Annotated in this window: 24 protein-coding genes; 18 read left to right on the top strand and 6 right to left on the bottom strand. The window is 40.5% G+C overall.

Features of this window, described 5'->3' with window-relative positions:
• Nucleotides 1–185 precede the first annotated feature (185 nt).
• From NBH14_RS01800 to NBH14_RS01715, 18 genes are all read left to right on the top strand, one after another.
• Nucleotides 186–1,379, top strand: a complete 1,194-nt coding sequence (locus NBH14_RS01800; RefSeq protein ID WP_186958094.1) for a DegT/DnrJ/EryC1/StrS family aminotransferase — start codon at nt 186–188, stop codon at nt 1,377–1,379.
• Nucleotides 1,366–2,385, top strand: a complete 1,020-nt coding sequence (locus NBH14_RS01795) for a Gfo/Idh/MocA family protein (protein WP_186958095.1) — start codon at nt 1,366–1,368, stop codon at nt 2,383–2,385. Before NBH14_RS01800 ends, NBH14_RS01795 begins: the two co-directional genes overlap by 14 nt.
• Nucleotides 2,386–2,581: 196 nt before the next feature.
• Nucleotides 2,582–3,511, top strand: a complete 930-nt coding sequence (locus NBH14_RS01790) for a UDP-glucuronic acid decarboxylase family protein (RefSeq protein ID WP_186958096.1) — start codon at nt 2,582–2,584, stop codon at nt 3,509–3,511.
• Between the two features lie 22 nt (nt 3,512–3,533).
• Entirely contained in the window at nt 3,534–4,847 is a 1,314-nt protein-coding gene (locus tag NBH14_RS01785) for a UDP-glucose dehydrogenase family protein (RefSeq protein ID WP_186958097.1), read from the top strand.
• 31 nt (nt 4,848–4,878) lie between these two features.
• Complete coding sequence (locus NBH14_RS01780; protein WP_186958098.1) at nt 4,879–5,421, top strand: ORF6N domain-containing protein; 543 nt, start codon at nt 4,879–4,881, stop codon at nt 5,419–5,421.
• A gap of 541 nt (nt 5,422–5,962) precedes the next feature.
• On the top strand, nt 5,963–7,399 hold the full coding sequence (locus tag NBH14_RS01775; protein WP_186958099.1) for a lipopolysaccharide biosynthesis protein: 1,437 nt from the start codon (nt 5,963–5,965) through the stop codon (nt 7,397–7,399).
• Nucleotides 7,400–7,417: 18 nt separating this feature from the next.
• Nucleotides 7,418–8,245: a class I SAM-dependent methyltransferase gene (locus NBH14_RS01770; RefSeq protein ID WP_186958100.1), complete on the top strand. Its 828-nt coding sequence runs from the start codon at nt 7,418–7,420 to the stop codon at nt 8,243–8,245.
• A gap of 1 nt (nt 8,246) precedes the next feature.
• A complete protein-coding gene (locus NBH14_RS01765; RefSeq protein ID WP_186958101.1) occupies nt 8,247–9,092 on the top strand; it encodes a glycosyltransferase family protein in 846 nt (281 codons plus the stop codon).
• The gene (locus NBH14_RS01760) at nt 9,092–10,177 is read left to right on the top strand and encodes a glycosyltransferase WbsX family protein (protein WP_186958102.1); all 1,086 of its coding nucleotides are present in this window, start codon (nt 9,092–9,094) and stop codon (nt 10,175–10,177) included. Before NBH14_RS01765 ends, NBH14_RS01760 begins: the two co-directional genes overlap by 1 nt.
• A gap of 2 nt (nt 10,178–10,179) precedes the next feature.
• Complete coding sequence (locus NBH14_RS01755; protein ID WP_186958103.1) at nt 10,180–11,085, top strand: hypothetical protein; 906 nt, start codon at nt 10,180–10,182, stop codon at nt 11,083–11,085.
• Nucleotides 11,086–11,240: 155 nt separating this feature from the next.
• A complete protein-coding gene (locus tag NBH14_RS01750; protein ID WP_128132758.1) occupies nt 11,241–11,996 on the top strand; it encodes a hypothetical protein in 756 nt (251 codons plus the stop codon).
• A gap of 20 nt (nt 11,997–12,016) precedes the next feature.
• Entirely contained in the window at nt 12,017–13,096 is a 1,080-nt protein-coding gene (locus NBH14_RS01745; RefSeq protein ID WP_186958104.1) for a glycosyltransferase family 4 protein, read from the top strand.
• 27 nt (nt 13,097–13,123) lie between these two features.
• A complete protein-coding gene (locus tag NBH14_RS01740; protein WP_186958105.1) occupies nt 13,124–14,062 on the top strand; it encodes a hypothetical protein in 939 nt (312 codons plus the stop codon).
• A gap of 43 nt (nt 14,063–14,105) precedes the next feature.
• Complete coding sequence (locus NBH14_RS01735; protein ID WP_128132762.1) at nt 14,106–14,864, top strand: glycosyltransferase family 2 protein; 759 nt, start codon at nt 14,106–14,108, stop codon at nt 14,862–14,864.
• A gap of 26 nt (nt 14,865–14,890) precedes the next feature.
• Nucleotides 14,891–17,407: a YfhO family protein gene (locus NBH14_RS01730; RefSeq protein ID WP_186958106.1), complete on the top strand. Its 2,517-nt coding sequence runs from the start codon at nt 14,891–14,893 to the stop codon at nt 17,405–17,407.
• Nucleotides 17,404–17,658 carry an AlbA family DNA-binding domain-containing protein gene (locus NBH14_RS01725; RefSeq protein ID WP_250817083.1) on the top strand — a complete coding sequence of 85 codons (255 nt, stop codon included), beginning with the start codon at nt 17,404–17,406 and terminating at the stop codon, nt 17,656–17,658. Before NBH14_RS01730 ends, NBH14_RS01725 begins: the two co-directional genes overlap by 4 nt.
• Entirely contained in the window at nt 17,636–18,982 is a 1,347-nt protein-coding gene (locus tag NBH14_RS01720) for a DUF8451 domain-containing protein (protein ID WP_250817081.1), read from the top strand. Before NBH14_RS01725 ends, NBH14_RS01720 begins: the two co-directional genes overlap by 23 nt.
• Nucleotides 18,983–18,987: 5 nt before the next feature.
• Nucleotides 18,988–19,989 carry a glycosyltransferase gene (locus tag NBH14_RS01715; protein ID WP_128132765.1) on the top strand — a complete coding sequence of 334 codons (1,002 nt, stop codon included), beginning with the start codon at nt 18,988–18,990 and terminating at the stop codon, nt 19,987–19,989.
• Here NBH14_RS01715 and NBH14_RS01710 read toward each other — a convergent pair.
• From NBH14_RS01710 to NBH14_RS01685, 6 genes are all read right to left on the bottom strand, one after another.
• Nucleotides 19,971–20,516: a D-glycero-alpha-D-manno-heptose-1,7-bisphosphate 7-phosphatase gene (locus tag NBH14_RS01710; RefSeq protein WP_128132766.1), complete on the bottom strand. Its 546-nt coding sequence runs from the start codon at nt 20,514–20,516 to the stop codon at nt 19,971–19,973. The genes NBH14_RS01715 and NBH14_RS01710 overlap by 19 nt on opposite strands.
• On the bottom strand, nt 20,494–21,198 hold the full coding sequence (locus tag NBH14_RS01705; RefSeq protein ID WP_186958107.1) for a nucleotidyltransferase family protein: 705 nt from the start codon (nt 21,196–21,198) through the stop codon (nt 20,494–20,496). Before NBH14_RS01705 ends, NBH14_RS01710 begins: the two co-directional genes overlap by 23 nt.
• A gap of 3 nt (nt 21,199–21,201) precedes the next feature.
• A complete protein-coding gene (locus NBH14_RS01700) occupies nt 21,202–21,789 on the bottom strand; it encodes a D-sedoheptulose-7-phosphate isomerase (protein WP_128132768.1) in 588 nt (195 codons plus the stop codon).
• Nucleotides 21,771–22,805, bottom strand: coding sequence for a GHMP family kinase ATP-binding protein (locus tag NBH14_RS01695; protein WP_009860735.1), 1,035 nt, complete (start codon nt 22,803–22,805; stop codon nt 21,771–21,773). The genes NBH14_RS01700 and NBH14_RS01695 overlap by 19 nt, the downstream gene beginning before the upstream one ends.
• A gap of 147 nt (nt 22,806–22,952) precedes the next feature.
• Nucleotides 22,953–24,371 carry an adenosylhomocysteinase gene (gene ahcY / locus NBH14_RS01690; RefSeq protein WP_122326780.1) on the bottom strand — a complete coding sequence of 473 codons (1,419 nt, stop codon included), beginning with the start codon at nt 24,369–24,371 and terminating at the stop codon, nt 22,953–22,955.
• Nucleotides 24,372–24,689: 318 nt separating this feature from the next.
• Complete coding sequence (locus tag NBH14_RS01685) at nt 24,690–26,345, bottom strand: AMP-binding protein (protein ID WP_186958108.1); 1,656 nt, start codon at nt 26,343–26,345, stop codon at nt 24,690–24,692.
• Nucleotides 26,346–26,347 lie beyond the last annotated feature (2 nt).

The following is a 26,347-nucleotide window of genomic DNA, read 5'->3' as shown; positions in this document are numbered from 1 at the left end:
TGCCGGAGGTATGAATGATAATAGAGCCGGTATTCTTATCTGTAAGAGTCCCGGCTCTCTCATAGGTAAGAGTCCCTAAGCTCTCACTTATCATAGAAAAGAATGTTAAAGGTCTTTTATGCAATAAAAGGTTATTTGAAACGTTTTAATCTTCATAAGATAAACAGTGGAATACAATAGGAAAGATGCTTGAAAAACATATACAAATGGTTGACTTGCAAGGACAGTATCATCGCCTGAAAGAGGAGATAGATGCCGCCATGCAAACTGTTATTGAAAGCAGTGCCTTTATCAATGGTCCTCAGGTGAAGGCTTTTGGCGATCACTTGGCTGAATATCTCGATATTCCCTATGTGATTCCTTGCGGGAACGGTACGGATGCTCTTCAGATCGCTTTGATGGCGTTGCAGTTGCAGCCGGGGGATGAGGTGATTGTTCCGGCATTTACCTATGTGGCAGCTGCCGAAGTGATCGCTTTGCTGGGATTGACTCCTGTGCTGGTGGATGTAGATCCGCGAACCTATAATATCGATCCCCGTAAAATAGAAGAATCTATTTCCCGTAATACCAAGGCAATCATTGTAGTTCAACTGTTCGGCCAGTCCTGCGATATGGCTCCGATCCTGAGAATAGCCGGCATGTATCATCTCCATGTGATAGAAGATAATGCGCAGTCCGTTGGTGCGGAATATACTTTCCCGGATGGGCAGGTGAAGAAAACGGGGACAATGGGCGTTATCGGTACGACTTCGTTTTTCCCTTCCAAGCCGCTGGCCTGTTTTGGTGACGGAGGCGCTTTAATGACTTCTGATGAGAGTCTGGCAAAGCGTATCCGTATGATCGCAAATCATGGTCAGGAAGTTAAATATCATCATAAGCTCATAGGATGTAACTCTCGTCTGGATACCCTGCATGCCGCTGTTTTGGATGTGAAGCTGAAGTATATCGACGAGTTTACAAAAGCCCGGCAGGTCGTTGCCCGAAGATATGACGAAGGTTTGGCTTCATGCGAGCAGTTGATTCTTCCAAAGAAGAGTGATTTCTCTACACATGTCTATCATCAATATACGGTTCAGTTGAAACCCGTCGGTGATTATACCGATACGGCAAAACTCCGGGAATCTTTACAGTCTTTTCTTAAAGAGAAAGGTATTCCTTCCATGGTGTATTATCCGTTGCCTTTACAGGCCCAGGATGCCTATAAATGGATGGCACGTACGCCGGGAAATATGAATGAGGCAGCCCGTCTGAGCCAGTGTGTTTTATCATTACCTATCCATACGGAGATGACAAAAGAAGAGCAGGAGTATATAATTGATGCTATACTTGATTTCTATTCGAATTTAGTGGAAAGTAACAATATAGATGAAAGAAAATAAGATAAAATTCGCTGTAGTCGGTTGTGGTCATATCGGAAAGCGCCATGCCGAGATGGTAACCCGTGATCAGGATGCCGAATTAGTCGCTTTATGCGATATCCGTCCTCGCGAAGAATTGGGAATAGAGGCGTATGAAGTCCCTTTTTTTGCCGGTTTGCAGGAATTATTGCAGAGTGGCATTCAGATGGATGTCATTAATATCTGTACTCCGAACGGTTTGCATGCGCCTATGGCGGTACAAGCCATCGAAGCCGGTTGTAATGTGGTGATAGAAAAACCGATGGCGTTGACACTGGCTGATGCGGAGAAGGTGGTATATGCTTCTTTGAAATACCGTAAACAGGTATTTTGCGTCATGCAGAACCGCTATTCCCCTCCTTCCGTGTGGATTAAGGATATGATCGACTCCGGGAAATTGGGTAAAATATACATGGTTCAGTTGAACTGCTATTGGAACCGTGACGAACGTTATTATAAACCCGGTGGCTGGCATGGGGATGCTGCACTAGATGGCGGAACACTTTTCACCCAGTTCTCCCATTTTATCGATATCATGTATTGGTTGTTCGGGGATATCTGTAATATCCAGGCTCGTTTTGCCGATTTCAATCATGAAAAACTGACCGCTTTTGAAGACTCCGGCTTTGTGAATTTCAATTTCGTGAACGGAGGAATGGGAAGTCTGAGTTATTCGACTTCTGTCTGGGACAAGAATATGGAAAGCAGCATGCTGATCGTGGCAGAGAATGGCAGCGTAAAGATCGGCGGACAATATATGAACGAAGTGGAATATTGCCATGTGAAGGAGTATGAAATGCCCGAACTGGCTCCAACCAACCCGGGTAATGATTACGGCCCTTACAAGGGATCGGCTCAGAATCATAATTTCGTGATCCGCAATGTGGTCCGTGTCCTTTCCGGTTCAGGATCTGAATGTATCACGACCAACGTACTGGAAGGTATGAAAGTAGTGGACATTATACAGCGCATCTATGCTCAAAAGTAACGATTCTGAATAAGAAATGATGATCGGTAATTCCCCTTTCGTATAAATAACGATTTTAGAAGGGAAAGAATCCCTTCAAATTCCTATCTTTGTGGAAGTTTTGTCATTCCCGGCATGGGACTGACCAACATTGTTGTGCTCTCATTCTTATGAAAAGGACTGAGATATATAGAAAAACTCAAATTGAACAGATAGCATGAAACAGATTTTAGTTACCGGAGGAGCCGGTTTTATCGGCTCTCATCTTTGCGAACGCCTGCTGAAAGACGGGAACAATGTGATTTGTATGGATAATTATTTTACAGGTCTGAAACAAAACATTGTTCATTTACTGGACAATCCCTATTTTGAGCTGGTTCGTCATGATGTGACATTCCCGTATTATGTGGAGGTTGATGAAATTTACAATCTGGCTTGTCCAGCATCTCCGATACATTACCAGTTCGATCCGGTGAGTACGACTAAAACATCTGTTATTGGTGCTATCAATATGCTTGGGTTGGCTAAACGTACCAAAGCACGTATTCTTCAGGCTTCTACCAGTGAAGTTTACGGTGATCCGATCGTCCATCCCCAGGAAGAAAGTTATTGGGGAAATGTGAATCCGATCGGTTTGCGCAGCTGTTATGATGAGGGCAAACGTTGTGCGGAAACTTTATTCATGGATTATCATCGTCAGAATAAGGTAGATGTCAAGATTATCCGTATTTTCAATACCTATGGTCCCCGTATGCGTCCGGATGACGGCCGGGTTGTTTCCAACTTCATCATGCAGGCGTTGAAAGGTGAAGATATTACTATTTACGGTGATGGAAAGCAAACCCGTAGTTTCCAGTATGTCGACGACCTGGTGGAAGGTATGGTTCGTATGATGGCTTCCGAAAACTTTACCGGACCTGTCAATTTAGGCAATCCGGGAGAGTTCACCATGCTGGAGTTGGCAGAGATCATATTGAAGATGACTAATTCGAAATCAAAAATAATATTTACCCCTCTTCCTTCTGATGATCCCAAACAGCGTAAACCGGATATTACTTTAGCTAAAGAAAAACTGAATGGCTGGGAACCTAAAATCCGTTTGGAAGAAGGTTTGGTAGATACAATTAAATATTTCAAGAGCCTTTAATTTTGCATTTTGATTATAAATTATGAAAATAGCGATAGTAGGAACAGGCTATGTCGGCCTGGTTACCGGAACCTGTTTTGCAGAAATGGGGACCGAAGTTTTTTGTGTAGATGTTAACACCGAAAAAATTGAAAACCTTAAAAAGGGGATAATCCCTATCTATGAACCCGGTCTGGAAGATATGGTCCATCGTAACCAGCAGGCCGGAAGATTACAATTTACAACCGATCTTACTGAATGCCTGGACGAAGTGGAAGTTTTGTTCAGTGCCGTAGGTACGCCTCCCGATGAGGATGGTAGTGCCGATTTGAAATACGTGCTTGAGGTAGCCCGTACTGTCGGTCGGAATATGAAGAAACATATTCTGGTCGTAACAAAGAGTACGGTTCCCGTCGGCACGGCAAAGAAAGTACGCCGGGCTATCCAGGAAGAACTGGATAAACGTGGAGTAGAGATCGAGTTCGATGTCGCTTCTAATCCTGAATTTCTGAAGGAAGGAGCAGCGATCAGCGACTTTATGAGTCCGGACCGTGTTGTTGTTGGTGTAGAATCTGAGCGTGCAGAAGAGCTGATGACTCGTCTGTACCGTCCTTTCCTTTTAAATAATTTCCGTGTGATTTTTATGGATGTGCCATCTGCCGAGATGACCAAATATGCAGCGAACGCCATGTTGGCTACCCGTATCAGTTTTATGAACGATATTGCCAACTTGTGTGAGATTATCGGTGCGGATGTAAATATGGTACGTAAAGGTATCGGTTCTGACAATCGTATCGGTAACCGTTTCCTGTATGCCGGTATCGGTTATGGCGGTTCATGTTTTCCTAAAGACGTGAAAGCATTGATCAATACAGCCAAGCAAAATAATTATCCGATGCGTATCCTTCAGGCAGTCGAGGAAGTAAATGACGAACAGAAATCTCTTTTGTTCCATAAACTCGAAAAGCATTTTAATGGAGACCTGAAAGGTAAACGTATCGCTATCTGGGGATTGGCTTTTAAGCCTGAAACAGACGATATGCGCGAAGCTCCTTCTTTGGTTTTGATAGAAAAACTGTTGGCGGCCGGTTGTGAAGTATATGCTTATGATCCTGTAGCAGTAGAAGAATCAAAACGCCGTATCGGAGATGTTATCCATTATGCAAAAGATATTTATGATGCAGTAGTGGATGCCGATGCCCTGATGCTTGTAACGGAATGGAAAGAGTTCCGTATGCCTTCCTGGTCTGCAATAAAGAAACTGATGGCTACCCCGCTGGTTCTTGATGGCCGTAATATTTATGATATCAAGGAGATGGAGGAGAACGGGTTTATTTATCATTGCATAGGGAGGTAGAATACATATTGTAAACTAAAATCAATTAACTATGAAAGAAAATGTGATTAGATTCAGTGATGTAGAAAGTTGCATAATTGAATTACGGGATCAAAGAGTTCTGCTTGACAGGGATGTCGCTATGCTTTATGATGTAGAAACAAAAGAAATAAATCAGGCAGTCAAAAATAATCCGGATAAATTTCCTGCCGGATATTTAATCGAATGTAATAAAGTTGAGAAAGCCGAACTGGTCAAAAATTTTGACCGGTTCAATCCTTTAAAACATTCAACAGCTCTTCCGACAGCTTTTACTGAAAAAGGACTTTACATGTTGGCAACAATCCTGAAAAGTAACAAGGCAACGCAGACAACAATCGCAATCGTTGAAGCTTTTGCAAGAATCAAGGAATTGTCCAGAACTGTTTTACAGTTACCTACCGCCGATGAAGCACAGCAGAAAACACTTATGCAGCGCACGAGTGAGTTAATGGCTGACTTATTAGATGATGAACCGAAAGTAACAGATTCGGAAACGACAATAGAATTGAATCTGGCTGTTTTAAAGTTTAAGCATATGGTGAAAAGAGGATAAGAGTGGTTGGTCATAAAGAAGTTTTTTGAAAAATAACTATCATACTATCATATTTTGTTTGTACTCTTTGATTTACAGGATATATAACTATGATGGTTGATGAATTTATCTATCATAGAACTATCATAAACTGTCATTACCGTCCTACTCTCCGTCTGTTTTGTGTTAAGTATGGCATTTAATTTGTCAAAGTAGTTATCTTTTTTAGCTAAAACAGGGAGAAAATTTTCCCGGGACCCCTATTTCGACAGTTTTTATACCCCGGTCTAAGCGATGCTAACACCCGGGTGTGGAGATGGTTAAGACCCGGGTCTCAATGAATTTATATAGTTATATCTTTGAAAATAAGCAATATACTGTTTGAAAAAAGATAGCTGTTTTTATGATAGTATGATAGGGTAGTTTGTATCTATCATGTATACTGTCATAGCCTGTGTGTAATGAAATTGAAACTGTATAAGTGTTTAAATGAGAGTATGACAGTTGTTTTGAAAGAAAAGTCAAAACTAAAATTAGAAATACCTTATTCCTGTTAGTGATTATGGCTGAGGAAACTTTGAAAGATAAAACGGCTAAAGGCCTTTTTTGGGGAGGGATTAGTACGTTCTTCCAACAAATAATAGGAATGGTATTTGGGATTGTGATAGCCCGTATACTTAGTCCGGATGACTATGGATTGGTGGCTATGCTTGCTATTTTTAGTGCTATTGCCAATACGATTATGGATAGTGGCTTTACTACGGCGTTGATTAATAAAAAGACTATTCGGCATGAGGACTATAATGCTGTCTTTTGGTTTAGTGCGTTTTGTGGAATAGTTATTTATATGATTTTATTTCTTGCTGCTCCTCTGATTGCCCAATTTTATAATAAACCGGTTCTTCTTAATCTTTCCCGTGTATTATTCTTAAGTTTCTTGATTTCAAGTTTTGGGATAGCACATAATGCTATTTTATTTAAGAAGTTAAAGGTGAAGCAACGAGGAATTATTGATGTCGCTGCTGTATCTATTTCAGGAGGAGTTGGCTTAATATTTGCATTGCTGGGTTTTGCCTATTGGGGATTAGCTATACAATTAGTTTCTCAATGTTTAGTGGCAACCTTATTGCGTTGGTGTTTTTCTGGGTGGAGACCAACCCTTTCCTTTGATCTTTCTCCAATCAAAGAAATGTTTGGATTTAGTTCTAAAATATTATTTAATAATATTTTAGGGCAAGTGAATATGAATATTTTTTCTGTACTGTTGGGTAAATTTTATACAGATACAGATACGGGTTACTATTCACAAGGGAATAAATGGATGGTCTTAGGGAATATGACAATAAGCAATATGATACAGGGGGTGGCACAACCTGTTTTGGTTGAGGTCGCGGATGATAAAGAACGACAGAAGAAAGTTTTTAGAAAAATGTTACGATTTGGTGCTTTTATTTCTTTTCCTGTATTATTGGGACTGGCTTTTGTCGCCAAAGAGTTTATATTACTAACAGTTGGAGAAAAGTGGCTCAATAGTGTTCCTTATCTTCAAATTCTGACTATTGCGTATTCATTTAGTTTTATTACTAATTTATATTGGGCAATACTATTTTCTCATGGCAAGTCGAACATTATACTTTATGTAAGTTCTACTTTTTATGGTCTTAATTTATTATTGGCTTTATTTTTAGCATCTTATGGGATTTTTCCAATGATAATAGGATGTTCCGCTCTTACTCTTTTATTAAATTTTGGATGGCATTTTTGTGGTAAAAAATATATTGGTATTCAAACAATTGAGTTATTGCGGGATATTTCTCCTTATTTATTACTCGTTTTTTTCTGTTTTTCTATATCTTGGTTTGCAACAATAGGTATTAATAATTTGTATTATTTGCTTACTGCCAAAATTGTTATTGTAGCGGTACTGTATATTTTGATATTGTGGCTAACGAGGTCTGTTGTATTGAGAGAGAGTATTTCTTTTATTTTTAAAAAATAAATAGAAACAGCATATTGTATGATTGTAAAATTGTATAGAAAACTTCCTGTAGGATTCAGGGTGATAATTTATAATTGTTTTTTAGGGACCATATTAAATTATATCCGTAATCCACAGGCTCTTAAATATTGTTTCAAGGAACCTCAGATTAAACGGAAGCTGATAGAATTTTTACCGTTGTTTAAGAATAAGAACGGCTTGGAAGTAGGCGGGGGATCTTATATTTTTAGTAAAGAAGGTAATTTGCCGATCTATTCTGTGGCTAATAGGGTAGATGGATGTAACTACTCTTATCAAACGGTTTGGGAGGGTAATTTGAGTCAAGGTACATACAAATACAAAGGTGTAAATTTAGGAACTCAATTCATAGGAGAAGCAACAGAAATAGAAATGATTGTCGGTAAAATGTATGATTTTATCATTTCATCGAATTGCTTAGAGCATGTCGCTAATCCACTCAAAGCCGTTAAAAGTTGGTTGAACGTATTGAATACAGGTGGATATATCCTTCTTATTTTACCTAATAAAATTTCTAATTTTGATCATAGAAGACCCGATACTTCCTTTTCTCATTTGTTGGAGGACTATACAAATGATGTGAATGAAAACGATATGACGCATTTCGATGAAATAATAGAATTGCATGATCTGGATAAGGATGTTGTGGGTAATAACAAAGATGTTTTCATAGGACGTTCTATGAAAAATGATGAAAATCGTTGTTTTCATCATCATATTTTTACTGTTAAGCTATTGGAAAAGATTTTCTCATACTTTAATTTGGAGATTATATATTCTCAGGAAGGCTGGGATAATATTTATATACTAGGGCGTAAGTTGAAATAATATGAAAACGCTTGGAATCGTGATATTTTATTACCCAACTGATGAAGTTTGGAAAAATATCGCATCATATATAGATTTACTTGATAAGTTGATTATTTGGAATAATACCCCTGGAAATCAATTGGATTTGCATTTTCCAACTTGGGAAGAGAAAATCGTTTTGATGGGAGTAGGTAAAAATCTAGGAATAGGAAAAGCTTTAAATAAAGCTATCTTGTATGCGAAAGAAAATCAATATGACTATTTATTGACGATGGATCAGGATAGTCATTTTGTGAAAAAAGATTTTAAGTTGTATTTGAAAGCGATCAAGGAATCAAATATCAGGTCTATTTTCTCCCCGAACTATTTGCTTCATGACAAAGCATTGTATACATCTATAGATGACGGCTTTATTGAAGTAGAAACAACGATGACATCTGGAAGTGTATATCCTGTAGAAGTTTTTTCTAAAATCGGCTTGTTTCGGGATGACTTTTTCATTGATGCGATAGACACTGAGTTTTCTTTGCGTGCAAAGAAAAGTGGCATCACTACCCGTGTGATGCCACAAGTATACTTAGTTCATGGTGCCGGATACCAAAAGACAAAACATAAATTTTTGTGGAAAACATTCTTTCCCAATGAATATTCGCCAGTAAGATCTTATTATATTGTAAGAAATGGTATAATAACAAAACGCTTATATCCATGGGCTAATTGGAAAGGATTTCTGTACTATTGGTTCTATAAAAGATTATTTTTTGTTATATGTTACGAAGATAATAAGTTCGCTAAGATAAAAGGCCTATTGTATGGTTTTTATCATGGTATGATTGGAAAAACAGGAGAACAAACGATTTTTTAATGAAACAAAATAATAAAGCAAGAGTATTAGCTTTCTATCTACCTCAATATCATCCTATACCGGAAAATGACAAGTGGTATGGTAAAGGTTTTACAGAATGGACAAATGTAGGTAAAGCTAAACCTCTATTTCGAGGACATTATCAACCGCAAATTCCTGCAGATTTAGGTTATTATGATCTTAGAGTTTCTGAAACAAGAGAAGCTCAGGCAGAGATGGCTAGAGAATATGGTGTTGAAGGTTTTTGCTATTGGCATTATTGGTTTGGTAATGGACGCAGATTGTTAGAACGCCCATTTAATGAAGTATTATCTTCGGGAAAGCCTGATTTCCCTTTTTGTCTTGCATGGGCTAATCATAGTTGGCATGGTATTTATTGTGGCTTGAAAACTAAAGAGCCAGTAATGAGACAAACTTATAATGGAATAGAAGATTACAAAAAACATTTTTATGATGTGTTGCCTGCTTTTAAGGATAAACGTTATGTGACGGTTGATGGTAAACCGTTCTTTTTAGTTTTTTCACCGCAGGAAATTCCTGATTCCAAAGAGTTTATAGATTGTTGGCAAGAACTTGCCAAACAAAATGGACTTCTTGGAATCCATTTTGTAGCTCATACTTACCGACCTGATTATATAGATACTTTGTTGGCGCTAGGATATAATGCTGTTAATGTTGTCCGATTGTTTGAATATCAAAGAGTAGGGTTGTCTTTGTTAAGAATGGCAATTAATAAAATTAATAGAGAGATATTTAAACATGGATTTTGGTATGAATATAAAGATGCAATGAAATATTTCTCTGGTCTGGAAGATAAAAGAGAGAATGTGTATCCTACTTTAGTTCCTAATTGGGATCATTCTCCAAGAACTGGTAAATATGGTTCTATACTGAAAAATTCAACCCCAGCTTTGTTTCAGAAGCATGTGGAGACTGTGGTTAAGTCAATATCTGATAAATCGGATGAACACAAAATTGTCATATTGAAATCATGGAATGAATGGGCCGAAGGTAATTATATGGAACCAGATTTGAAGAACGGTAGAGGTTATTTAGAGGCTTTGGCTAACGGACTAAAAAAGTAAATATGTATCGGACCCCTATTTTATTTTTAATATTTGCACGTCCGGATACTACACGAAGAGTATTTGAACGCATTAAGCAAATTCAGCCAACAAAGCTGTATATAGCAGCAGATGCTCCACGTGAGAATCGCTCGGATGAAATCAAACGAAGTCAGGAAACCCGTCATATTATTGATTTAATTGATTGGCCTTGTGAAGTTCATACTCTATTTCGTGATACTAACTTAGGTTGTAAAATGGCTGTTTCGACTGCTATTTCATGGTTTTTTGAATGTGAAGAATATGGTGTAATCTTAGAAGATGATTGTTTGCCGGATTTGTCATTTTTTCCTTTCTGCGAAGAATTATTGTTGAAATATAAGGATGATGAGCGTATTGGACACATTGGGGGAAATAACTTTTTGCGAAATGATGTAAAGAGTGAGTATAGTTATGATTTTTGCTCTGTATCCCATATTTGGGGATGGGCTTCCTGGCGGAGGGTCTGGAAAGATTATGATGTGAATTTTCCTTATTGGAATGAGGTTCGAGACGACAAGTACAAGCGGAAAGGTTTATTCCGAAATTTGAAGGAAGAAATGTATTTTTCAACTTTTCTTTCAGATGTGTTAGGAGGTAATAAGGGTATTAATACCTGGGATACTCAATATTTTTTTATGCATAGACTCCAGAATAGATTATCGATTTATCCTATGGTTAACTTAGTTACAAATATTGGTCTGCATTCAATTGAGGCTACACATACTACTGCCCGGAATGATGATTTATTCGTTCCTTCTGAGGAAATGAAATTCCCTTTAAAACATCCGGTTTATATAAAGGCAAATGTGGAAATTGATGATTTTACTGTTGCCCACCAATTTTTTTCTTATAAAAGGCTGGTGCGTTATTTTTTAGGCATGTATTAAATATCATGAGTTTTATGTATATTCGATTTTTACTGTTCTTCAAATATGTGATTGAATCTTTTCTCAACACCAAAAGGTATCGATTAACTAGAAAAACTAAATTGTATTTGGAGTCGGCAAGTTGTAAATTGCCCTTACAAGATAAAAAAGAGATTATGGAATATTTAAGATATTCTTTGATTTCACAAATAAACTATTCTTTTAGAAACAAATATTTGACACAAAAAATCAAATTGACAAAAGATAAAAGTAATGGACTCTTCTATGTAAATCATAAAGGGAAAAGGCTTTATTTTAAGCGAGAATTATCAAAAAGTGCAATAAAGGATTTGTATCGGTGTTTATGTATAGAACAAGATAAAGATTCTCCTCACAGTTATTCATTTGGGGAGATGTCTTTTCAAAATGAAATTGTAGCGGATATAGGTGCAGCTGAAGGTATATGGGGATTAAGTCTTATTGAAAGTGTAAAGACCCTATATTTGTTTGAATGCGATGAAGGATGGATAGAAGCTCTTAATTTAACTTTTTCTCCTTGGAAAGAGAAGGTTCGTATTATAAATAAATATGTATCGGATAACTCGGAAGGGTGTATGATTCGGCTGGATGATTATTTTTATGAAAAGGGCATAAACCTTTCTACTATAAAAGCTGATATTGAGGGGGCAGAAGAAGTTATGTTAAAAGGAGCAGAGAAAATGATTCAAAATGGAGTGCTGAAAAAAATAATAGTATGTTCCTACCATCGTCCAAATGATGAGAAAATGATTTCCGAAATGTTGGGAGATAATTACTTGTTATCTATTTCTAAAGGATATATGTTGGATGTTTATTCGGATGTAGATTATGATTCAATAGATATTTCCTCTATTTTTAGAAAAGGTGTAATATATGCGAAATATAAATATTAAGAACAAATAATAGGTACTCTATGAAGGTTTTGTATGATCATCAAATGTTTTCAATGCAAAAATATGGAGGAATTACCCGATATTTTTCTGACTTGATATTCGATTTGCCTCTTGGATATGAGGGCGAATTACCTATCTTATACAGTGAAAACCATTATTTAAGAGAAAAAGAGGATGTCGTAACGAGGAAGTTTTTAGATATACTTCCTTTTAGATTAAAAAGATTATATTACTATCATAGAAATACAACATTGTCTAATCAGGCAATAAAGAAGAATGAATTTAATTTGTTTCATCCTACTTATTATGATCCATATTTTATAAAAAAAATCAAGAAGCCTTTTGTCATTACTGTCCATGATATGAATCATGAGAAGTTTCCTGATTTATTCTTGACGTATGATAATACATCTGAAAATAAACGTTTATTGGCAAAAGAAGCTGCACATATCATAGCTGTTAGCCAGAATACTAAAAAGGATTTGGTTGAACTGTTTGGCATTAGCCCTGATAAAATTACAGTCGTATATCATGGCTATAAGCAGCATTGTAAATCAGCGGGGGCTCTTTTTGAGAATTATCTTTTGTTTGTGGGGGAACGTAAAGGCTATAAAAATTTCTGGAACTTTATAAAGGCAATGGTTCCTCTATTGAACAAATATAAGGATTTAAAAATCGTATGTACAGGGAATCCCTTTAGCCGAGAAGAATTGGAACAATTAAATCAAATCAAATTAATAGACCGGGTTATTCAAAAATCAGTTTCAGATAGTGAGCTGGCTTCTCTCTACAGATATGCGTTAGCTTTTGTTTACCCATCTATTTATGAGGGATTTGGCATTCCTATATTGGAAGCATTTCAAAATGATTGTCCGGTTTGTTTGAGCAAGGCAAGTTGTTTCCCTGAGATAGCCGAAAATGCGGCTGTTTATTTTGACCCATCTGATTTGGATTCGATAACAGAGGCTGTACGTAAAGTTATTGAAAATAAGTATCTTGCTGATGATTTAAGGGATGCAGGAAGGATAAGGCTGAAAGACTTTTCAATAGATTTGATGGTGAAAAATACTTGTGAAGTTTATAATAAATATGCATTTTGATATTATTGGGGGGAGTTATAGTAACTTATGAATATACCGATTTTAATAGTTCACAAGGGTAATACTTTCTATTTACCTATAGTACTGAGGCAGTTACGATTGTTTAATCCTAATAGCCGGATTTGTCTGATTAGTGATGAAAGTACAAAGTGCTATGATTTTGTAGAGCATTATGATATAAAGAACTATTCAGAGGGCCTTATACATTTTGGAGAAATTTATAAGCATAGATCATCTAATCCATATGATTATGAGCTCTTTTGTTTTCAAAGGTGGTTTGTCATTAACGACTTTGTTAAAGAAAATGGCTTGCAGGATTTTTTGTGTATGGATTCTGATGTGTTGTTCTATTGTAATGTTGATGATGTCTTTAATCATTATTTAGGCTGTGATTTTACTATTTGCAATAAATTGGGGCCAGGCTGTTCTTTGTTTAATGCTCATTCAATTAAAAGTTTCTGCGATTATATGATGTTGATGTACACATCTCCTTCTTATATAAATAAAATGGATGGGATTTATGAAAACTTGAAGTCTGAAAAAAAATTAGGTGGGATTTGTGATATGACCGCATTTGTTTGGTACCAGGAGAATGTTAAATGTAATGTTATAGATATTGCAACTCCAATAGAAGGCTCTTGCTTTGATGGTTGTATTACATGGTCTGCTGGTTTTGAAATGAAAAATGGTAAAAAGAAAGTCTACTGGAAAGAAAATCTTCCTTACGGAAAACTGGAAAGTGATAACTCGTTAATCCGTTTTTACTGTCTTCATTTTCAAGGGCGTTCAAAATACTCTATCTTTAAATATATATTAGATAAGAACAAAGTTCACCATTCAGGTTTCTGGTATGATTTAAAATGGTTATTATCGAAGGATATTCTGAATGCCCGTTTAAAAGGCATAAAAAAGGCAATCAATAATCCGAAGATGGTGGTTAATTTTGTTAAGGCGAAACTAAAGTAAGCCGTAAATTTTTAATGTAAATACAAATAGGAAAGTCTAATTAATGCAACAACCAGTTTTCTCAATCATAACAATCACCTATAATGCTTCCCGTTGGTTAGAGCAGACTATTCTTGGGGTGCTGAGCCAATCGTATCCGAACATTGAATATATCGTTATTGACGGAGGCTCGACGGATGGGACGGTGGATATTATAAAGCAATATGCTTCCGGTATTTCCTATTGGGTAAGTGAGCCGGATAAAGGTATTTATGATGCAATGAATAAAGGTCTTCAGAAGGCTACGGGCGACTATGTGTGGTTTATTAATGCCGGGGATTCTTTATTTACTTCCGATATCGTACAAAGGGTTGCCTCTTTAGTTCAGAAGAAGAAAGTTCTGCCTGATATTATTTATGGAGAAACAGTTATTGTTGATGAAGAAGGTAAATCGTTAGGACAACGGAGATTGAAGGCCCCAAACAAACTTACATGGAAAAGCTTCCGGATGGGCATGTTAGTTTGTCATCAGTCATTTATAACAAAACGTAGTATTGCTCCGTTATATGATTTAACATATCGCTATTCTGCTGATTTCGACTGGTGTATCAAATGTATGAAACAAGCAGGTAAAATATATAATACGCGAATGACATTATCTAACTTCCTGGATGGTGGGGTTAGCACGACCCAGCGCAAAGCCTCTTTGAAAGAAAGATATGATATTATGTGCCGGTATTATGGAGTAATATCAACATCTTTGCTCCATGTCTGGTTTGCTATTCGCTTTTATTTTGCTAAGTGGTTCAAAGGTAGAGTGTAAACGAAAATATATAGAAGATACATATTATGCATAGTATGATGAAAAATGTGGGTAAGCATGTGGCTGCCCTTGTCTTGTTTTTAGGGTTGGTGATGGCTTATTTCTCTCCCGCAGTGTTTGATGGAAAGGTTATCAGACAAGGTGATAATGTGAAAGCTGCCGGTATGGGAGGAAGTCAGGTCGATAAATATGCAAAGACTGCTGAACCGGGTGAGTTTAGTGTATGGTCGGATGCTATGTTTTCGGGGATGCCTTATGGGCCGGGATATGGAAGTCCGGCTCCGGAATTGCCTTCTTATGGCATTGTTGATGGATGGTTGAAGGCTCCGGGATATACTCATGCTGCCATGGTTTTTACCGGATTGGTCTGTTTTTATCTGTTGATGTGCATCATGGGAGTGAACTGGTGGCTGGCGATAGCGGGAGCGATTGCCTTTGCTTTTGCTTCTTATAATATAATCATTATTGAAGCGGGACATATTGTAAAGGCTTATGTGATAGGGTATATGCCTGTAACGTTGGCGGGTATGTTCTTGCTGTTTAAACGAAAATGGCTTTGGGGAGCAGTCCTGTTCCTTTTAGGAGTAGCTTTCTCTTTGTTAAACGGGCATGTTCAGATAACTTATTATCTGGTTTTGTTATGCTTCTTCATCTATTTGGGATATTCTATCAAGATGCTTAAGGAAAAGCAGACTGCCGACTGGCTTAAAACGTCTTTGATTATGCTGGCATGTGTAGTTTTAGCAGTCCTTCCCAATGCAAAACATATGTATTCCAACTGGGATTTGGGACAACATTCTATCCGTGGAGCCTCTGAACTGACGCCTAAACCAGACGAAACGGGAAAAGTGGAGAAAGCTTCTTCCGGTTTGGATAAAGATTATGCTTTCCAATGGAGTTATGGCTGGAAGGAATTATTGACTGTCATGATCCCGGATGTATATGGAGGTAGTTCGGGAGGTACATTAGGCAGTTCTTCCGAGTTGTATAAGGAATTGAAGAAAAACGGTGCCCAGGTGGGAAAAGAGGTTCAGACTTATACTTATTGGGGAGATAAACCATTTACATCAGGACCTGTTTATTTTGGAGCATTGGTATGTTTCTTGTTTGTATTGGGAATGTTCGTGGTGCGTAACCCGATGAAATGGTGGTTGTTTGGCGGGGCTGTTTTCCTTACATTCCTGGCCTTGGGGCGTAATTTTGATGCATTCAATGATATAATGTTCCATTATTTGCCGTTGTATAATAAGTTCAGAACAGTAGAAATGGCTCTGGTGATTCCAGGATTGGTATTTCCTCTTGTTGCCATTTGGGGATTACGGGAAATATTCAGGGGAAATGTGGATGATAAAACGATGAAAAAAGGCTTTTTATGGTCTTTAGGCATAACTGGTGGTATTTGTCTGATTGTTTTCCTGATACCTTCATTATTATTGAATTTCCATTCTGCTTATGATGCACAGTTCCAGAACCAGGTTCCGGAATGGTATTACACTGCTTTGTTGATGGACCGTGCTTCGCTGGCTTCGTCGGATGCTTTGCGTTCTTTGATTTTTATTTTGTTGGGAGCCGGTTTATTGCTTTGGTACTGGAAGGCGAAAAATAAGACGACTGCTTCTATGATTGTGAGTGCAGGTATGGCCGTGTTGATATTGGTTGATTTATGGTCTGTCGACCGTCGTTATCTGGACGATAGTAATTATGTAAAGGAAAAAGCGGAAGAATCTTATAAGGAAAGTGTTGCCGATAAAGAGATATTTAAGGATACGGATGAATCTTACCGCGTGTTTGGACTGAATAATCCGTGGCAGGATACAAACGTTTCTTATTTCCATCATTCGATTGGAGGATATCATGCCGTTAAATTACGTCGTTACCAGGAATTGATTGATTATCGTCTGGATGGTGAATACCGTAATATTATCGGTGCTTTGCAAAAGGCACAGAGCATACAGGATATAATGCCTGTCCTGGCAGCCTCTCCTTCTTTAAACATGTTGAATACACGGTATATTATTTATAATCCGGACCAGGCGCCGATTCGAAATCCGTATGCTTATGGAAATGCATGGTTTGTAGATAAGGTGGATATTGTAGAAAATGCGGATGCTGAGATTGAAGCCTTGAATACGATTGATCCGTTGGAGACAGCAGTGGTGGATAAGCGCTTTGCGAAAGACCTGGAAGGCTTTACTCCGCAGGTAGATTCCACGGCAACGATTGTGTTGGAAAAGTACCGTCCTAACCGGTTGATATATAAAACGAAAGCATCTTCGGAACAACTGGCCGTTTTCTCCGAAATCTATTATCCGGGTTGGAAAGTTACAATAGACGGAAAAGATGCGACTCATTTCCGTACCGACTGGATTTTACGTGGAATGCTGGTACCCGCGGGAGAACATACAATCGTTTTTGATTTCCATCCGGATACTTATGTGCTTGCCGCTAATGTTTCAGCTTATAGTTCTTTCCTAATCTTGTTATTGCTGATTGCTGCGGTTGGATGGTCCGGCTGGAAATATTGGCAGAAGAGTCGTGAATGAAAGACAATTATAGTTCCATAGTGGAATTTCTGGAGAATAAAGGATTGCTGACGGAATCTTTTGATCTGGAGTTTAAAAGTGCGAAAGGTGGATTTCCTAAGAGCTTTTGGGAATCTTATTCTTCTTTTGCAAATACCGAAGGCGGCATCATCATCCTAGGCATTTCAGAAAAGGATGACCAATGCTTCTATGATGGTCTGCCACAGATGGTGATGCGTAAGTTTCAAGATGATTTCATTGGAAGATCTTGATGAAGTATCTGTCGCTCAATATCGTCAGTTGCTAGGTAGTGTAAGACCGGGCCATCCTTTTTTAAAATGGGATGATAAAGGGTTATTACTGAAATTAGGCGGTTGGAAAAAGGATAGGTATACAGGAAAAGAAGGCTTAACGGTTGCTGGTTTATTGATGTTTGGTAAAACAGAAAGTATAGTAGAGGCTTTTCCTGATTATCATGTAGATTATCAAGAGATACCGGAAAGCGGAGAACGTTGGATAGACAGAGTTTATCCGGATGGGACCTGGGAGGCTAATCTATTTCAATTTTTTCATTTGGTGTGGCCTAAGGTGAGTCGTTCTCTTCCGAAAACATTTAAGCTAAAGAATGGCCAAAGGCATGATGAAGGGGCTGTTCATGAAGCCTTACGGGAAGCATTGGCTAATACTTTGATTCATGCGGATTATTTCGGGATAGGGGGAGTTGTAATAAAGAAGTATACGGATTGTTTCTTATTCTCTAATCCGGGATGTCTACTGATAAGTCAAGCTCAATATTATAAAGGAGGCATTAGCGTTCCGCGTAATAATAGTATCCAAACAATGTTTCTGCTTTTAGGGTATGGAGAAAAGGCTGGTTCCGGAAGCACTCGGATTATGAATGCCTGGGAAGGAGCACATTGGAGAAAGCCTCTGATAAATGTGTTGCCTCGTCCGGATAGAGTTGAGTTGTGCCTGAGTATGGAGCAGTTATTGCCTCAAAAAAGTATAAATAAACTTATCTCTGTTTTTGGGGAAGAAATTACCCATTTATATGGTGACGGATTAATTGCACTCACGACTGCCGAAATGGAAGGATGTGTGTCTAATGTCAGATTACAGCAACTGATAAATAAACATTCAACGGAAATATCTCAGTTATTGAAAGATTTATGCAATGAGGGATACTTGGTCGCAGAAAATAAAGGACGATGGACTGTCTACCATTTGAATTTACGCGAAGAGAAAAAATCTGTTCAAAAGAATCTTTTTGAAGAAACGATGACACCTCCGGGGAGAAATGATGACACCTCGGGAGAAATGATGACACCTCCGGGGAGAAATGATGACACCTCGGGAGAAACGATGACACCTCGGGGAAAGAAATGGATGAGGAATGAAGAACTAATGACGTTGGTTGTTGAGATTTGTTGCGATACATTTAAAAGCGTTGATGAGATTGCAGCAGTGATTCTTCGTACACCAACTTATTTGAAGAATAAGATATTGCCTCTCCTTTTGGCTCAGGAGCGTTTAGAGCGTCTTTATCCGACCATCCCGAATCATCCAAACCAAGCTTATAGAAAAAAACAAAAGTAAAATTTATGATATCTTACTCAATCATAATCCCCGTATATAACCGTCCGGTTGAAGTTCGGGAGTTGCTTGAAAGTTTATTGCATCAGACTTGCAAGGATTTTGAAGTGCTGATTATTGAAGATGGTTCAGCGGTTCGTTGCGACGAGGTAGTCAAAGAATATGAAGACCAGCTGAATGTACGTTACTTTTTCAAACCGAATTCGGGCAGAAGCCTGACCCGTAATTATGGTATGGAACGTGCCGAAGGTAAATATCAGGTCTTTTTCGACTCGGATTGTATTATTCCGGAAGACTATTTCGAGAAGGTTACGAACTATCTGAAAGAGACGAATGCGGATTGCTTCGGCGGACCGGACAGGGCACATGCCTCTTTTTCCCTGATGCAGAAAGCTATTAGCTATTCGATGACCTCTTTTTTGACAACTGGCGGTATCCGTGGAAGTAAGAAAGGGCTGGAGAAGTTCGTGCCCCGTACATTCAATATGGGATTCTCGCGGGAAGTTTATCAGAAGGTAGGCGGCTTTAAGGATATGTTCGGAGAGGATATTGATTTAAGTACCCGTATCCGTAAAGCCGGTTTTAGTGTAGAGTTGTTTCCGGAAGCCTATGTGTATCATAAGCGCCGCGTGAGTCTGAAATCATTCTACAGACAAGTGTATGTTTTTGGAATGGCGCGTGTGGATTTATATCAGATGCATCCGGATTCGTTGAAGCTGGTTCATCTGTTGCCTGCCTGTTTTGTACTGGGAGTGTTGTTTTTATTGTTATCGTCGTTAATCTGTCCCTGGGCTTTACTGCCGTTGGGTGTTTATATACTGGCGCTGTTCTTGGAATCTCTGTTTGTCAATAAAAGCCTGCCGATCGCTTTACTTTCCATCGTGACCAGCTTTATTCAATTAGGCGGTTATGGTATGGGATTTATCGGTGCATTTGTCCGCAAGGTGATTTTAAAGCAGAAAGTAGACGTTGAGGCAGAGCTGAAGAAGCATTATAAGAAGAAAGCCTGAGCAAAACTCAGCAAATCCGCATAATGGGCCTGGTAGAGTGTTTTTGATACTTCTCCCGGGCCATATTTGTTTCCTATAAATACTCCTCTCATCCCGGCATTTTTGGCAAACAGCATGTCACTGATGCTATCTCCTGCCATTATACTTTTCAGGAAATCAATGTCCGGGAAATCATCTTTGGCCTGAAGTGCCATGCCTGTGTTGGGTTTACGGTTCTTACTGTAATCGCTGGTATCGGTACAAACATATATCTTATCTATCCTTCCTCCCTGTCCGGAGACTTCATTCATCATATAAGCATGTATCTCTTCCAGGTCTTTCCGGGTCATTATGCCTTTTCCGACTCCGCGCTGGTTAGTGACAATTATGATATGTTTGAACAGGGGGGAGAGTAGCCTCAGGGCTTCCAATGCTCCGTCGATAAAGATGAATTCCCCGGTTGTTTTGACATAGTCGTGCGGACGTTGCTGGTTGATAACCCCGTCGCGGTCCAGGAATAATGTGTTATAAGGCTTTATATCTTCCATCTTTGAAGTCTGTTTGAGCTTGTGCGTAATCGTCAGGGATACCAATGTCTATGAAATATCCTTCCGATATATATCCGGAAAGGATGGAGGTGGTGACTTTTGCCTCAAAGAAATCCTTTTCGAGTGAAAACTTTGCCGGATAGCCGTCCAGTTCGTTGCGGTTAATCAGATAGATGCCTCCGTTGATAAGGCCCGATTCGCAATATTGCTTTTCGTTGAAACGCAGGATACGGCGGGATTCCTGTTCGATGTCGACAACCCCGTATCTGCTGAACTTCTCCATTCTTTTCAATGCGAGGGTTGCTGATGCGCTGGTTTGCCTGTGGAGGTTTAATAACTCCGGATAATTCACACCGAAAAATGTATCGCCGTTCAGGACGAACACATTCTCTGTGCGGGCTTTCGAAAGTGCCAGCTTTACTGCTCCTCCTGTTCCGAGCGGGACTTCTTCGACTACGGTCGATATGTCAGCGGAGAAGCGGTTTGCCCCGAGCCATTCCCCGATAATCTCATGTTTGTACCCTAAGGAAAGGATGATATGTTTGAATCCGGCTTCAATCAGCGTTGTAATCAGGTAATGCAGGAAAGGATGCCCGGCTACCGGAGCCATGCATTTGGGAACATCAGACACTACACTTTGCAGCCGGGTACCCATTCCTCCCGCCAGTATGATACATTCCATCCCTTATTCCTTTCCGAATATTTCTGCTTCTACCAATTCACAGATGATATGCCCGATGGTGATGTGTGCCTCCTGGATACGTGGAGTATCGGTAGACGGCACATTGATGAGTAGCTTCGTCAGTTCACGCATGCGGCCACCGTCGGCACCGGTAAAAGCTACCGTTGTAATTGCTTTTTCATGGCATGTCTCGAACGCCTTTACGATGTTGGCGGAGTTGCCCGAAGTGGATAAGCCGACCAGGACATCGCCTGCCTTTCCGATACCCGAAATCAGCCGGGAGTAGATGATCTCGAAACTCAGGTCGTTGGATACGGCTGTGATGTAAGAAGAGTTGCAGTGTAATGCTTCAGACGGCAGTATGTCACGTTCCAGATAAAACTTGCCGGAGAACTCGGCTGCCAGGTGTTGTGCATCGGCGGCGCTTCCACCGTTTCCGCAGAAGTAAACCCTTCCTCCGTATTTAAAACAGGTGACAATCGTGTCGGTAATCTGTGCAATTGTGTCCTGCAACTTCTCGTCCGCCAGTATCTGTTCGATAATGTCGCGGTGTTGCGCTAGCCGTTTTCTGATTATTCCTTTACTGTCCATGTAATCAATCCTTTCTTACAAAATTCAAATTGTTGTATATGTCCGATATGCATCTTGTCCAATGCTTCGGACACTTTGTAGCAGCTATTGCCGGGACAGTAGAAGAACATGAATCCTCCTCCTCCGGCACCGGAGATTTTACCGCCCAGGGCACCGTTGGCCATGGCAGTTTCGTATATATGGTCGATAAATTCGTTGGAGATGTTGCGGGCCATTTTCTTCTTACTGGTCCAGCTGGTGTTGAGCGCTTTTCCCAGTTCCTGCAATTCTTCCCGCAGCAGGCAATTCTTCATGCGGAATGCTTCATGCTTGACATTGTGCATGGCTTCCAGCGAGTCGTTTTTATTGTTTTTGACGTTTTCGGCCTGTTCTTCGATAATCTTTCCGGAGCAACGCTGTTGTTCGGTGTAGAAAAGGACGGTGTTCATGGCCCATTCCTGCAAGATATCATCGCCGATGCGGAGAGGATTGACAATGACTTTGTCGTCTTCCAGAAACTCCATGAAGTTAACGCCTCCGAAGGTAGCGGCATATTGGTCCTGTTTGCCTCCTGCCATATTCAGGTCGATGCGTTCGATTTCGTAAGCGTAATGGGCAATATCATATTTCCCCAGTGGTAACCGCAGCCATTCGGTGAAGGCTCCGAGGATGGCGACAACCAAAGTGGAAGAGGTGCCAAGGCCGGAACCGGATGGGACGTCCATCTGGGTGATCAGTTCAAAGGAAAGAGGTTCTCCGTTGTTATAACGCGAAACGATTGAATTATATATGCCATGTTGCAGTACTAACGGGCCGTCGAGAGGCAGTTCGCTTACCGCGTCGAATTCTTCTGTAATGTTTTCATTGATATGGACAAACCTGATTTTCCCGTTGTCGAGCGGGCGGATGGTGGCGTGGGCATATAAATTGACGGTAACGTTGAGGATTGCACCGCCATAGAGGTTGGAGTAGGGGGAAACATCTGTTCCTCCTCCGGCAATTCCCAGTCTGAAAGGTGCTTTGCTTCGGTATAACATAATAATTTGCCAATTAGTTAATGTGCCAATATGCCAATTAATAATTAGCTAATGTAAGAATGTGCCAAAAAGCCAATGGAAATAGTAATTCATTTAATTATTTCCTAAATTGGCATATTGGCACATTCTTTTATTGGCTAATTATTTTTAATATCTGTAATGGTCAGCCTTATACGGACCTTCTACCGGAACTCCGATATAGTCGGCCTGTTTGGGGCTTAATGTAGACAGTTTTACGCCGATACGTTCAAGGTGCAGGCGGGCAACTTCTTCGTCCAGACGTTTCGGAAGACGGTAAACACCCACTTCGTAAGCCATCTGCCACAAATCCATCTGTGCGAGTACCTGGTTTGTAAATGAGTTGCTCATTACAAAGGAAGGGTGACCGGTTGCACAACCCAGGTTCACCAGACGTCCTTCTGCCAGCAGGAAGATAGAGTTTCCTGTCGGGAACGTATATTTGTCAACCTGCGGTTTAATATTGGTATGTTTGATGTTCGGATAGTTCACCAGGTTGTCTACCTGTATTTCATTATCGAAGTGACCGATGTTGCAAACGATTGCCTGGTCTTTCATCTGGCTCATGTGGCCGATGGTGATGATATCGCAGTTTCCGGTGGTAGTAACGAAAATATTACCTTCTTTAACCGCTTCTTCCATTGTTGTAACTTCGAATCCTTCCATAGCAGCCTGCAAAGCACAAATCGGGTCGATTTCAGTAACCAGCACACGTGCTCCGTAAGAACGCATGGAGTGTGCACAACCTTTACCCACGTCACCGTATCCGGCAACTACCACGACTTTACCGGCAATCATCACGTCGGTAGCACGTTTGATACCGTCGGCCAGCGATTCGCGGCAGCCATACAGGTTGTCGAATTTGGATTTCGTTACCGAATCGTTCACATTGATGGCCGGAACCAGCAGTTCGCCTTTTTCCATCATCTGGTACAGACGGTGTACGCCGGTCGTTGTCTCTTCGGAAACGCCTTTCATCTCTGCAATCGTACGATGCCAACGCTGGTTATCTTCTTTCAGGATACTGTTTAATGTATCCAGAATAACCTGTTCTTCGTGGTTACCACCTTTGCGATTGATGGTTTCTGCATCGTTTTCAGCACGATACCCCATGTGAACAAGAAGAGAAGCGTCACCTCCGTCGTCTACAATCATCTGCGGACCTTTTCCGTCAGGGAAGCGGAGTGCCATGTCGGTACACCACCAGTACTCTTCCAGAGTTTCACCTTTCCAGGCAAAAACGGGAACACCTGTTGCAGCAATAGCCGCAGCGGCATGGTCCTGGGTAGAGAAGATGTTACAGCTTGCCCAGCGTACATCTGCTCCCAACGCAACTAATGTTTCGATTAACACTGCTGTCTGGATTGTCATGTGCAGTGAGCCGGTGATACGGGCACCTTTCAGAGGTTTCTGAGCGGCATATTTCTGGCGAAGAGCCATCAGTCCCGGCATTTCGTGTTCGGCGATTTCAATCTCTTTGCGACCGAATTCAGCCAAACTCATATCTGCCACTTTATAAGGCAGATTAGTTGGAAATAATTGTGACATAAATAATAATTATTTTGAATGTGTGGCAAAGATAACAAATTATTGAGTTGTACGGATGATTTGCAAGGACAAACATATCCGTCTGCTTATCTCTTCATAATTTCCTGCTAAGGAAACGCTAGTTTCTTCAGCAGGAAACGCGCGTTTCCATGGGAGGAAACTCCAGTTCCCTGCGCAGGGAATTACAGTTTCCTAAACGGGAAACTACGAGGAAACTGTAATCAATTGAGCCGTAGCATTATAATGAAAATAGCCGCTGAGACTAATCAACGGCTATTTTGCCGGGCAAAAGCCCTGTGCTTTTAATATGTTTTCGTTTTATACCGGAGTAATCCCTTGTTCGGCCAGCAGTTTCAGGCTGAGGTCTTTCAGCTTGAACTTCTGAATCTTGCCGCTACCGGTCATCGGGAAGGTATCGACAAAGAAGATATATTTCGGAATCTTGTGGCGGGCTATCTTGCCGCGGCAGAAGTCTTTCACTACGTCGTCCGTCATCGTAACACCTTCGTGCAGGATGATGAAAGCACCGACTTCTTCGCCGTATTTCTTGGACGGGACGGCTGCCACCTGAACGTCTTTCACTCCTTCCAGGTGATAAAGGTATTCCTCTATTTCACGCGGGTAAACGTTTTCTCCGCCACGGATAATCATATCCTTGATACGTCCGGTAATGCGATAGAAGCCGTTTTCGTCTTTTATGCCGAGGTCGCCGCTATGCAGGAAGCCGTCTTTGTCGATGACTTCGGCTGTGGCGGCAGGATTGTTATAATAACCTTTCATGTTGTTGTAACCGCGGTTGCACATTTCTCCCTGTACGCCAACCGGACATTCTTCGCCGGTTTCGGGGTCGATGACACGCACCTCCGTAAATTCAAAGTCGCGTCCGACAGTATTATAACGTTCTTCTGCCGGGTCGTCGATACGTGAATGGGTCATACCGGGTGATGTCTCCGTCAGACCGTAAACGCTGGTTACACGCATAAACATCTTCTCTTCCACCTGGCGCATCAGTTCCACCGGGCAGAGCGAACCTGCCATGATACCGGTACGGAGCGAAGTCAGGTCGAACATCGGGAACATCGGATGGTTCAGTTCGGCAATGAACATGGTCGGTACACCGTAAAGTGCCGTACACCGTTCCTTATGGATAGAGGCCAGTACCACCAGCGGGTCGAACTTCTCGACCATAACCTGTGTACAACCGTGTGTCAGCACGTTCATGGAAGCCAGCACCACACCGAAGCAATGGAAAAGAGGAACACAACAGCAGAGTTTGTCGTCTGCGGTGAATTTCATATGCTCGCCGGTCAGCAAACCGTTGTTCGCAATATTATGGTGCGTCAACATAACCCCTTTCGGGAAGCCTGTCGTGCCGGAGGTATATTGCATATTGACTACATCGTGGCAGTCAACCAGCTTTTTAGCAGCTTCCAGTTTGTCGTCTTCTATATTTTCGCCCAGCAATAACAGCTCCGGCGTGTTATACATACCGCGATATTTCTCCTGGCCGATATAAACGACATTTTTCAGTCTCGGGAAGCGTTTGCTTTTCAGATAGCCGCGTTGCGATTCCTTTAGTTCGGGAAGCATGGTGTACATCATATCGATGTAACTGCCGTCAAATACGCCTTCGGTGATACACATGGTGTGGATATCGGCATTCTCTACCAGAAACTCCAACTCGTTCTGTTTATAGTTCGTGTTGACGGTAACGGCTACGGCTCCGATTTTGGCGGCAGCATAAAGGAATGTCAGCCAGTCGGGTACATTCGTTGCCCAGATACCGACATGGGTGCCGTGTTCGATACCGATAGAGAGCATGCCTTTTGCCATCCGGTCGACACGTTCGTTGAATTCTTTCCATGTAAAACGCAGGTCGCGGTCGGAATAAACCAGATATTCCTTGTCCGGCGTCGTTTCGGCCCAATGTTCCAGCCATTGGCCTAATGTCTTATCTTGCAGTTGTATTTCCATAT

Source organism: Parabacteroides caecihominis, assembly GCF_023656785.1.
Classification (GTDB): Bacteria; Bacteroidota; Bacteroidia; order Bacteroidales; family Tannerellaceae; genus Parabacteroides; species Parabacteroides segnis.
The sequence above is the reverse complement of the archived record's forward strand: the minus strand, read 5'-3'. Positions and strand labels throughout refer to the sequence as shown.

Bases quoted from the DNA above. Each gene is read 5' to 3' on its own strand.
- NBH14_RS01800 (WP_186958094.1), top strand. From the start codon at position 186: ATGCTTGAAAAACATATACAAATGGTTGACTTGCAAGGACAGTATCAT.
- NBH14_RS01795 (WP_186958095.1), top strand. From the start codon at position 1,366: ATGAAAGAAAATAAGATAAAATTCGCTGTAGTCGGTTGTGGTCATATC.
- NBH14_RS01790 (WP_186958096.1), top strand. From the start codon at position 2,582: ATGAAACAGATTTTAGTTACCGGAGGAGCCGGTTTTATCGGCTCTCAT.
- NBH14_RS01785 (WP_186958097.1), top strand. From the start codon at position 3,534: ATGAAAATAGCGATAGTAGGAACAGGCTATGTCGGCCTGGTTACCGGA.
- NBH14_RS01780 (WP_186958098.1), top strand. From the start codon at position 4,879: ATGAAAGAAAATGTGATTAGATTCAGTGATGTAGAAAGTTGCATAATT.
- NBH14_RS01775 (WP_186958099.1), top strand. From the start codon at position 5,963: ATGGCTGAGGAAACTTTGAAAGATAAAACGGCTAAAGGCCTTTTTTGG.
- NBH14_RS01770 (WP_186958100.1), top strand. From the start codon at position 7,418: ATGATTGTAAAATTGTATAGAAAACTTCCTGTAGGATTCAGGGTGATA.
- NBH14_RS01765 (WP_186958101.1), top strand. From the start codon at position 8,247: ATGAAAACGCTTGGAATCGTGATATTTTATTACCCAACTGATGAAGTT.
- NBH14_RS01760 (WP_186958102.1), top strand. From the start codon at position 9,092: ATGAAACAAAATAATAAAGCAAGAGTATTAGCTTTCTATCTACCTCAA.
- NBH14_RS01755 (WP_186958103.1), top strand. From the start codon at position 10,180: ATGTATCGGACCCCTATTTTATTTTTAATATTTGCACGTCCGGATACT.
- NBH14_RS01750 (WP_128132758.1), top strand. From the start codon at position 11,241: ATGGAATATTTAAGATATTCTTTGATTTCACAAATAAACTATTCTTTT.
- NBH14_RS01745 (WP_186958104.1), top strand. From the start codon at position 12,017: ATGAAGGTTTTGTATGATCATCAAATGTTTTCAATGCAAAAATATGGA.
- NBH14_RS01740 (WP_186958105.1), top strand. From the start codon at position 13,124: ATGAATATACCGATTTTAATAGTTCACAAGGGTAATACTTTCTATTTA.
- NBH14_RS01735 (WP_128132762.1), top strand. From the start codon at position 14,106: ATGCAACAACCAGTTTTCTCAATCATAACAATCACCTATAATGCTTCC.
- NBH14_RS01730 (WP_186958106.1), top strand. From the start codon at position 14,891: ATGCATAGTATGATGAAAAATGTGGGTAAGCATGTGGCTGCCCTTGTC.
- NBH14_RS01725 (WP_250817083.1), top strand. From the start codon at position 17,404: ATGAAAGACAATTATAGTTCCATAGTGGAATTTCTGGAGAATAAAGGA.
- NBH14_RS01720 (WP_250817081.1), top strand. From the start codon at position 17,636: ATGATTTCATTGGAAGATCTTGATGAAGTATCTGTCGCTCAATATCGT.
- NBH14_RS01715 (WP_128132765.1), top strand. From the start codon at position 18,988: ATGATATCTTACTCAATCATAATCCCCGTATATAACCGTCCGGTTGAA.
- NBH14_RS01710 (WP_128132766.1), bottom strand. From the start codon at position 20,516: ATGGAAGATATAAAGCCTTATAACACATTATTCCTGGACCGCGACGGG.
- NBH14_RS01705 (WP_186958107.1), bottom strand. From the start codon at position 21,198: ATGGAATGTATCATACTGGCGGGAGGAATGGGTACCCGGCTGCAAAGT.
- NBH14_RS01700 (WP_128132768.1), bottom strand. From the start codon at position 21,789: ATGGACAGTAAAGGAATAATCAGAAAACGGCTAGCGCAACACCGCGAC.
- NBH14_RS01695 (WP_009860735.1), bottom strand. From the start codon at position 22,805: ATGTTATACCGAAGCAAAGCACCTTTCAGACTGGGAATTGCCGGAGGA.
- ahcY (WP_122326780.1), bottom strand. From the start codon at position 24,371: ATGTCACAATTATTTCCAACTAATCTGCCTTATAAAGTGGCAGATATG.
- NBH14_RS01685 (WP_186958108.1), bottom strand. From the start codon at position 26,345: ATGGAAATACAACTGCAAGATAAGACATTAGGCCAATGGCTGGAACAT.